General features: G+C 71.3%; 10 protein-coding genes. 8 read left to right on the top strand and 2 right to left on the bottom strand.

Features of this window, described 5'->3' with window-relative positions; all coding sequences use genetic code 11:
• Window positions 1-419 (bottom strand): RNA polymerase sigma factor (locus tag C3489_RS37315; protein ID WP_146075404.1); only part of this gene is annotated, 419 nt, incomplete at its 3' end.
• Window positions 420-472: 53 nt separating this feature from the next.
• Entirely contained in the window at window positions 473-1,546 is a 1,074-nt protein-coding gene (locus tag C3489_RS37310) for a lytic transglycosylase domain-containing protein (protein ID WP_103786581.1), read from the bottom strand.
• Between the two features lie 119 nt (window positions 1,547-1,665).
• On the opposite strand from C3489_RS37310, the gene C3489_RS37305 reads away from it, so the two are divergent.
• The 8 genes from C3489_RS37305 (at window position 1,666) to C3489_RS37270 (ending at window position 8,796) form a co-directional block, all read left to right on the top strand.
• Window positions 1,666-1,914 (top strand): hypothetical protein, encoded by a 249-nt coding sequence (locus C3489_RS37305; RefSeq protein WP_103786582.1) that lies wholly within the window; start codon window positions 1,666-1,668, stop codon window positions 1,912-1,914.
• Window positions 1,911-2,279: a helix-turn-helix domain-containing protein gene (locus tag C3489_RS37300; protein ID WP_103786580.1), complete on the top strand. Its 369-nt coding sequence runs from the start codon at window positions 1,911-1,913 to the stop codon at window positions 2,277-2,279. Before C3489_RS37305 ends, C3489_RS37300 begins: the two co-directional genes overlap by 4 nt.
• 126 nt (window positions 2,280-2,405) lie before the next feature.
• The gene (gene uraD, locus C3489_RS37295; protein ID WP_103786579.1) at window positions 2,406-2,915 is read left to right on the top strand and encodes a 2-oxo-4-hydroxy-4-carboxy-5-ureidoimidazoline decarboxylase; all 510 of its coding nucleotides are present in this window, start codon (window positions 2,406-2,408) and stop codon (window positions 2,913-2,915) included.
• Between the two features lie 8 nt (window positions 2,916-2,923).
• Window positions 2,924-3,325, top strand: coding sequence for a hydroxyisourate hydrolase (gene uraH, locus C3489_RS37290; RefSeq protein ID WP_103786578.1), 402 nt, complete (start codon window positions 2,924-2,926; stop codon window positions 3,323-3,325).
• Between the two features lie 8 nt (window positions 3,326-3,333).
• The gene (gene pucL, locus C3489_RS37285; protein WP_103786577.1) at window positions 3,334-4,269 is read left to right on the top strand and encodes a factor-independent urate hydroxylase; all 936 of its coding nucleotides are present in this window, start codon (window positions 3,334-3,336) and stop codon (window positions 4,267-4,269) included.
• A 64-nt stretch (window positions 4,270-4,333) separates the two neighbouring features.
• A complete protein-coding gene (locus C3489_RS37280) occupies window positions 4,334-5,746 on the top strand; it encodes a nucleobase:cation symporter-2 family protein (protein WP_103786576.1) in 1,413 nt (470 codons plus the stop codon).
• 69 nt (window positions 5,747-5,815) lie between these two features.
• Window positions 5,816-7,201 (top strand): 8-oxoguanine deaminase, encoded by a 1,386-nt coding sequence (locus C3489_RS37275; RefSeq protein ID WP_103786575.1) that lies wholly within the window; start codon window positions 5,816-5,818, stop codon window positions 7,199-7,201.
• A gap of 227 nt (window positions 7,202-7,428) precedes the next feature.
• A complete protein-coding gene (locus C3489_RS37270) occupies window positions 7,429-8,796 on the top strand; it encodes a nucleobase:cation symporter-2 family protein (protein WP_103786574.1) in 1,368 nt (455 codons plus the stop codon).
• Window positions 8,797-8,919 lie beyond the last annotated feature (123 nt).

Here is an 8,919-nt window from a genome sequence, read left to right as displayed (position 1 = left end):
TGGCCCACGTCGAGGTCCTCGGACCTCAGCCGCAGCGCCTCCGCCTGCCGGGCCGGCAGCTCGCCGCTGCGCACGGCCAGCCACCTGGCCTCGGCCCGGTCGCACACGGCCTCCTCGACCGGCACCGGCCCCGGTGCCATGAGCGTCGGGCTGGTGCGCACCTCCGCCTCACGGTTGACCTGGCGGTACCGGTCGACGCACAGCCGCATGGTCACGGTCGTCAGCCATGCGCCCAGGCGCTCGTCGTCCAGGTCCGGACGCTCAGCGGCGCGCAGCATCGCCTCGTGCACCGCGTCCTCGGCGTCCTCCAGGCTCATCGACCGGCGCCGGGCCACCTTGAGCAGCTGCTCGCGGTGGCTCCACATGCGCTCCCACCGGTCGTCGGCGGCTCGTGTGTCCGCAGGCATCTCCGTCGCCATGAGGGCCCCTTCGCACTCACCCGCCGGCATGGTGCGTCCGGCGGGTGGGGACATTACCGCTCGGTAGGCACGGTTGTGGAGGGGGCTGCGCCCATCGTGTCCGCACCGTTGCGGGTCAGCGGACCGCCGGTGGGCAGCAGACCACCGGGCAGCTCCGTGACCGGGCCGGGCAGCGGCAGCCGGGGTGCGTCGGTCGCCCGTGCGGTCCCGGTGGGCGCCGGTGACCCAGTGGCCGAGGGCGCGGGCGAGGGGGTGGCGCCGGGGCGGGCCGAGGGCGCCGGCGTGTGCGACGGCCCGGGCGCCGGCCTGGGCACCGGCCGGTCCTTCGGCGCGGGCCGCGACGGATGCGAGCGCGCCGAGGGTGCCGTACCCCAGCCCGCGTCCGGCACCACGCGGTGCCCCAGCAGGAAGTACCCGTACCAGGCCAGCACGGTGCGCAGATACGCCGTCGAGTGGTTGTAGCCGAGGATCGCCCGGTCCCGCTGCGCCGGGACGGACAGGTCGCGTCCGCCCGCGCACAGATAGCGCCCGGCGGCGAGCGCCGCGTCGTACACGTTGTCCGGGTCCCGGCGCCCGTCGCCGTTGCCGTCCGCGCCCCAGCGGGCCCAGGTCGACGGGATGAACTGCATCGGCCCCACCGCGCGGTCGAAGACCGGGTCCCCGTCGTAGGCGCCGCCGTCGGTGTCCGCCACGCGCGCGTAGCCCACGCCGTCCAGGCGCGGACCGAGGATCGGCGTGAGCGTCGTACCGTCGGGGGCCACCCGGCCGCCCCGCGCCTGCCCGGACTCCACCTGCCCGATCGCCGCCAGCAGCTGCCAGCGCAGCCGGCAGCCGGGGGCCTCCACCGCGAGCCGGTCCTCGACGCGCCGGTAGGCGGCGAACACGCCGGCGGGCAGCGCGGCGACCGGTGTCCCGGCCTGGGTGTGCCCGCCGGTGCGCAGCGGCGGGAGATCGGTGCGGTACGGGGTGTCGCCGGTGACGCTCGGCCCCTGCCCGGCGGCCGCCGGTGGTGCGGGCGCCGCGGACCGCGCCGGTGTCCCGCCCGCCGCCTGGGACGCGGTCAGCGCGGTCATCGCCGCCACCGCCAGTGCCGTACCCCGCACCCGTCTCGCTCTGTGTCCTGCCATGCCGCGAACCCCTCCCTGTGGGCCTGTCCTCGTCCGCTCTACGCGGCCGGGCGGCCCATCCGTCGCGGGGATGCCCCGGGAGCTGCCGGAACACCGGCTGGGGGGGTTAGGTTGTGCGCGTGCGATTGAGAGTGGAGTTCACGACCGAGCCCTTCGACCTCGACCAGGCGCCCGCGCACGCGGTGGTCGCCCGCCAGGTCATCGAGACGGCCGAACTGGAGGCCGTGGACGTCGGCCCGTTCGGCAACACCGCCGAGGGCGGTGCCGACGTCGTCCTCACGGCCGTGGACGCGCTGCTGCGCAAGACCCTTGAGGCCGGCGCGACCCGCGTCTCCCTCCAGGTCAACGTGATCGAGGAGGACGAGTGACCGGCACCGGCGACGAGTCGTTCATCGCGGCCGTGAAGCCGCTGGTCGATGCCATCGGCGGGGAGATGCTGCCGCCCGACGAGGCCGCCCCTGAAGACGTCGTGCTGTCCTGGGAGGGCAGCGACGCCGTCGCCGTACGGCTGCCGCAGCTGGCCGACTCCCTCGATCACATCCTGGCCGCGATGGAGCGCCGCAAGGGCATGCCGCTGGCCGATCTGGACCGCAAGGCCAAGCAGGAGATCGTGCGCATCCTGGAGGCGCGTGGCGCCTTCTCCGTGCGGCACGGCGTGGAGACCGTCGCGAGCGCGCTCGGCGTCAGCCGCTTCACGGTCTACAACTACCTCAACCGCGAGAGAGAGGCCTGACCGACGGGTGGCGGGAAGATTTCCTCCGCTCGATTTTTCAACAAAGTGTTGACGTGGTGTTTCGGACGGCGTTAGCTACTGCCACGCCCGTTCAGCACGACGGCCTTAACGGCCACGGAGGCTCCAGTGACGTCCACTTCCACGCCGCCGGGCCTGGCCCGCTTCAACGCATCCGAGGAGGACGCGGCCCGCGCCGCTCTCCTTGAGGCGTGCAGCTCCACGGCGTGGGCGCAGCGGCTGCTGGCCGCCCGCCCCTACGCCGGCCCCGAGGACCTCTACGCAGCCAGCGACGCCGCCATGGCCGAGCTGACCGCCGAGGACCTTGAGGAGGCCATGGCCGGGCACCCGCCGATCGGCCGCCCCAAGCCGGGGGATCCCACCTCCGCTCGGGAACAGCGCGGCATGGCCGGCGCGTCCGAGGAGCTCAAGGCGGAGATGCTCGAACTGAACCTGGCCTACCAGGAGAAGTTCGGTCACGTCTTTCTGATCTGCGCCACCGGCCGCACCGGTGAGCAGATGCGGGACGCCGTCAAGGAGCGGATCGGCAACTCGCCGGAGCAGGAGCGGGAGATCGTCCGCACCGAGCTGGGCAAGATCAACCGCATCCGACTGGCACGACTCGTCGAAGAGGACTGACAGCAGCCATGAGCACCAGCACCACCGCCTCGGTGTCCACGCACATCCTGGACACCTCCGTCGGCCGGCCCGCAGAAGCCGTCGCCGTCCACCTCTCCGCCCGCTCCGGGCGCGACGCGGACTGGCAGGCACTCGGCGGTTCGGCCACCGACGCGGACGGGCGGTGCAAGGACCTCCCGGCTCTGCCGGAGGGGACCACCCACGTACGGCTCGACTTCGAGGTCGAGACGTACTTCGCCAAGAAACAAGCCGCGGCCCAGCAGGACGCCCCCGCGCTCCGGGACAGCGAGAACAGCAGGCCGGTGTTCTTCCCCGAGGTCACCATCGCCTTCGCGGTGGTGCCCGGTGAGCACTACCACGTTCCGCTGCTGCTCAACCCGTTCGGCTACTCCGTTTACCGAGGGAGCTGACCGACACCATGACCCGTTTCGTCCTGGGACAGAACCAGTACGGCAAGGCAGAGAACCGCGTCGTAAAGATCACGCGTGACGGCGACACGCACCACATCAAGGACCTGAACGTCTCCGTCGCCCTGTCCGGCGACATGGAGGAGGTCCACCGCAGCGGTTCGAACGCGAACGTCCTGCCCACCGACACCACCAAGAACACGGTGTACGCGTTCGCCAAGGAGCACGGGATCGAGACCGCCGAGGGCTTCGGCATCAAGCTCGCCCGCCACTTCGTGGACAACACCGGATCCATCTCCCGGGCCCGCATCCGCATCGAGGAGTACGGCTGGGAGCGGATCGAGACCTCGCAGTCCGGTGCCCGCTTCGTCGGCGCCGACGAGATCGCCCACTCCTTCGTCCGCAAGGGCCAGGAGACCCGCGTCGCGGAGATCACCTACGACGGCCACGGCATCCAGGTGCTCTCCGGCTTCAAGGACCTGACCGTCCTGAACACGACCAACTCCGAGTTCTGGGGCTACCTGAAGGACAAGTACACCACCCTTCAGGAGGACTACGACCGCATCCTCGCCACCACCGTCTCCACCTGGTGGCGGCACAACTGGGACGGCATCGACTCGCACGCCCCGGACTGGGACCGCTCGTACAACGGGGTGCGCAAGCACGCGCTGCAGGCGTTCGCCGAGACCTACTCGTACTCGCTCCAGCAGACCCTCTTCGAGATGGGTGTGCGGGTGCTGAACTCGCGCGACGAGGTCGACGAGATCCGCTTCTCCATGCCGAACAAGCACCACTTCCGCTCGGACCTGTCGCCCTTCGGGATCGACAACGAGGCCAAGGACGGCGCCGTGTACTACGCCGCGGACCGCCCCTACGGCCTGATCGAGGCCACCATCCTGCGGGACGGCGCCGAGCAGCTCATCCCGGTCGACATGACCAACCTCTGACGCGGGACGCGTGTCCCCGGTCCCGCCGCCGGGACCGGGGACACGCCACACCGGAGGGAAGACCATGGCACAGCCTGCAAGGGAGCCGGCGAAAGGCTCCTGTTCCACCCCGCCGGTGCACACCGAGGACGCCGTCACGTCCGTGCACCCGGTGGACGAGAAGCTCCACCTCTCGCGGCTCGTCCCCGCCGCGCTCCAGCACATCGCCGCGATGTACGCAGGCGTTGTCACTCCTCCGCTCATCATCGGCCAGGCCTGCGGACTCGACATCGCGGCCCGCACCCGCCTGATCGCCGCGTCCCTGCTCATCGCCGGCGTCGCGACCATCCTGCAGACCATCGGCGTCAAGGGCTTCGTCGGCAACCGGCTGCCCTTCGTCAACGCCGCCTCCTCCGCCGGCATCGCACCGATCCTCGCGATCGCCGAGACCAACGACAAGGGCCACCAACTCCCCGCGATCTACGGCGCGGTGATGGTCGCCGGTGTCTTCTGCCTGGCGATCGGCCCCTTCTTCGGGCGGCTCCTGCGCTTCTTCCCGCCGCTGGTCACCGGCGTGGTCATCACGCTCATCGGGGTCACCCTGATGCCCGTGCCCGTCAGCTGGGCGCAGGGCGGCGACAAGACCGCCGCCGACTTCGGCGCCATGAAGTACCTGGCGCTGGCCGGCTTCACGCTGACGGTCATCCTGCTCATCCAGCGCTTCGGCAAGGGCTTCGTCAGGCAGGTCGCCCTGCTGTTCGGGCTGCTCATCGGCACCCTCGCCGCCATCCCGTTCGGCATGGCCGACTTCAGCGGCCTGAAGTCCGCGCCCGTCGCCGCGCTGCCCGCGCCCTTCGCCTTCGGCGCCCCCGAGTTCCAGCCCGCGGCCGTCCTGTCGCTGTGCATCGTGATGCTGGTGCTGATGACCGAGTCCAGCGCCGGCATGCTCGCCCTCGGCGAGATCTGCGACCGCCGCACCGACGGCCGGACGATCACCCGCGGCCTGCGCACCGACGGCATCGCCACCCTGCTCGGACCGGTCTTCGGCGGCTTCCCGACCTCGGCCTTCGCCCAGAACGTCGGCGTCGTCTCGCTGACCCGGGTGCGCAGCCGCTACGTCGTCGCCGTCGCCGGCGGCACCCTGCTGGTCCTCGGCGCCTTCCCCGTCCTCGGCGCGGTCGTCTCCCTGGTCCCGATGCCGGTCCTCGGCGGCGCGGGCATCGTCCTGTTCGGCTCGATCGCCGTCAGCGGCATCCGCACCCTGTCGGAGGCGGGCCTGGACGACAGCTCCAACATCATCCTGGTGGCCGTGGCGCTCGGCGCGGGCATCATCCCGCTGGCCGCCCCCACCTTCTACTCCGACTTCCCGGCCTGGGCGCAGACCGTCCTCGGCTCCGGCATCAGCGCCGGCGCGCTGGTCGCGGTCCTGCTCAACCTGTTCTTCCATCACCTCGGCACCCGGAGCGGCCAGACCGCCCCGGCACTCAAATCCTCCTAGGGTCCTGCCGTGCCCTCCCCGTGGACTCACCCCCGTCCACGGGCCGCCACTGAAAGACAAGGAAGCACGATGGCACCTTCGGCAGCCCAGCGCACCGTCATCGAGCACTGCGCGATCGCCACCGTGGACGCGGACGACACCGAGTACGCCTCGGGGTATCTCGTCCTCGCCGGCAACAGGATCGAGTCGGTCGGCGCGGGCCGGGCCCCCGAGGGCCTGGAGAACGTGGTGCGGCGGATCGACGCGAGCGGCCACCTGGCCACGCCCGGTCTGGTCAACACCCACCACCACTTCTACCAGTGGATCACCCGGGGTCTGGCCACCGACCACAACCTGTTCGACTGGCTGGTCGCGCTGTACCCGACCTGGGCGCGCATCGACGAGCAGATGTGCTACTCGGCCGCGCAGGGATCGCTCGCCATGATGGCCCGCGGCGGTGTCACCACCGCCATGGACCACCACTACGTGTTCCCGCAGGGCTCCGGTGACCTGTCCGGTGCGATCATCAGGGCCGCCGCCGAGATGGGGGTGCGTTTCACGCTGGCCCGCGGCTCGATGGACCGCAGCGTCAAGGACGGCGGCCTGCCGCCGGACTTCGCCGTCGAGACGCTGGACGGTGCCCTGGCCGCGACCGAGGAGACGGTCCAGGAGCACCACGACGCCTCCTTCGACGCCATGACCCAGGTGGCCGTCGCGCCCTGCTCGCCGTTCTCGGTCTCCACCGAACTCATGCGCGAGGGCGCCGCACTGGCCCGCCGGCTCGGCGTACGGCTGCACACCCACGGCTCGGAGACCGTGGAGGAGGAGAAGTTCTGCCACGAGCTGTTCGGCATGGGCCCGACCGACTACTTCGAGTCGACGGGCTGGCTCGGTGAGGACGTGTGGATGGCGCACTGCGTCCACATGACCGACTCCGACATCGCCGCGTTCGCCCGCACCGGGACCGGCGTCGCCCACTGCCCGTCGTCCAACGCCCGCCTCGCCGCCGGCATCGCCCGCGTCCCCGACATGCTCAAGGCGGGCGTCCCGGTCGGGCTCGGCGTCGACGGCACCGCCTCCAACGAGTCCGGTGAACTCCACACCGAGCTGCGCAACGCCCTGCTGATCAACCGCCTCGGCGCACACCGCGAGGCCGCGCTGAACGCCCGCCAGGCACTGCGGCTCGGCACCCACGGCGGCGCACGGGTCCTCGGCCGGGCCGACCAGATCGGCTCGCTGGAGGCGGGCAAGCTGGCCGACGTGGTGCTGTGGCGGATGGACACACTCGCCCACGCCTCCATCGCCGACCCGGTGACCGCGCTGGTCTTCGGCGCCGCGGCCCCGGTCACCGCGTCCTTCGTCAACGGCCGGCAGATCGTCGAGGACGGCCGCCTGCTGACCGTCGACGAGGACGCCGTCGCCCGCTCCACCCGCGAGGAGGCCCAGCGCCTCGCCCGGATCGCCGCGCAGGGCTGATCCGAGGGCTCACAAGACTCCGGCCGGGAGGGACGGCTCCCGGCCGGGACCGTGGATCCGAGCGGGATCCACGGCAGCCGTCTCCGGGGCGCGTGCCCATGCGCGCGCCCCGGAACGGTCATACCGCTCACCAGCGCCGCTCCCGTCACGGTCCCGCACGACCACCCGCACCACCTCCCTGAAATCCACGTCGCCCCACGACGTGTTAGCCGTTTGGAGGAGCAGCTGTGGCCGCCCATCCCGTAGACGAAAAACTCCCCGCACTCAAAATGGCGACCAGCGGCTTGCAGCACGTCGCCGCCATGTATGCCGGAGTCGTCGCCCCACCCCTGATCGTCGGCGCGGCCATCGGCCTCTCCGGCGCCGAGCTGACGTTCCTCACCGGCGCGTGCCTGTTCACCGCGGGCCTCGCCACCTTCCTGCAGACGCTGGGCATCTGGAAGATCGGTGCCCGGCTGCCGTTCGTCAACGGCGTCACCTTCGCCGGCGTCGCCCCCATGACCGCTGTGGTCGCCTCCACCGACGACAAGTCCGACGCCCTGCCGATCATCTTCGGCGCGGTCATCGTCGCCGGCCTGCTCGGCTTCCTGGCCGCGCCCATCTTCAGCAAGGCGCTCCGCTTCTTCCCGCCGGTCGTCACCGGCACCGTGATCACGCTGATCGGCGTCTCCCTGCTGCCGGTCGCCTTCGGCTGGGCCCAGGGGCCCAATCCCAAGGCCGACGACTACGGTTCGACGACCTACCTCACCCTGGCCGGCATCACCCTGCTGATCGTGCTGCTGCTGCGCCGTTTCACCACCGGGTTCGTCAAGCAGATCGCCGTACTGCTCGGCCTGGTCGCCGGCACGCTCATCGCGATCCCCTTCGGCGTCACCGACTTCAGCCCCGTCGGCGACGCCGACGTCATCGGCTTCCCCACCCCGTTCCACTTCGGCGCCCCCCAGTTCCAGCTGGCCGCGATCCTCTCGTTGTGCGTGGTGATGGTGGTCTCGATGACCGAGTCGACCGCCGACATGCTGGCGCTCGGTGAGATCGTCGAGCGCCCCGCCGACGAGAAGACCATCGCGGCCGGTCTGCGCGCCGACACCCTCGGCTCCGCGATCAGCCCGCTGTTCAACGGCTTCATGTGCAGCGCCTTCGCGCAGAACATCGGCCTGGTGGCGATGACGAAGATCCGCAGCCGCTTCGTCGTCGCGACCGGCGGCGCCTTCCTGGTGCTGATGGGCCTGTGCCCGATGGCCGCCTCGCTGATCGCGGTCGTGCCCCGCCCGGTGCTCGGCGGCGCGGGCGTCGTGCTGTTCGGCTCGGTCGCGGCGAGCGGCATCCAGACCCTGGTGCGGGCCGGCCTCGACCGGGACAACAACGTGCTGATCGTGGCCGTCTCCCTGGCCGTCGGCATGATCCCGATCACCGCGCCGGAGTTCTACCACTCCTTCCCCGAGACCGCGAAGATCGTCCTGGACTCGGGCATCTCCACGGGCTGCGTGACGGCCGTGGTGCTGAACCTCCTCTTCAACCACATAGGCAAGGGCCGCGAGGCCCAGGACGTCACCCACCCCATGGAAGCGGGGGAGGAGATCGCCGCTGCGCACTGACACCGACGGCAAGGACTTAACCGGCCGGGGGAGACGGGACAGACACCGTCACCCCCGGCCGTTTTCCTGTGGCCTTCCGCGCTCTCCTCCCGGTGGCCCGGTTCAGGCCAGGGGGATCTCCTC

The organism is Streptomyces sp. Ru71 (assembly GCF_002920535.1).
GTDB lineage: Bacteria > Actinomycetota > Actinomycetes > Streptomycetales > Streptomycetaceae > Streptomyces.
Note: the sequence above shows the minus strand (reverse complement) of the source record. Positions and strands in the feature narration are given on the sequence as shown.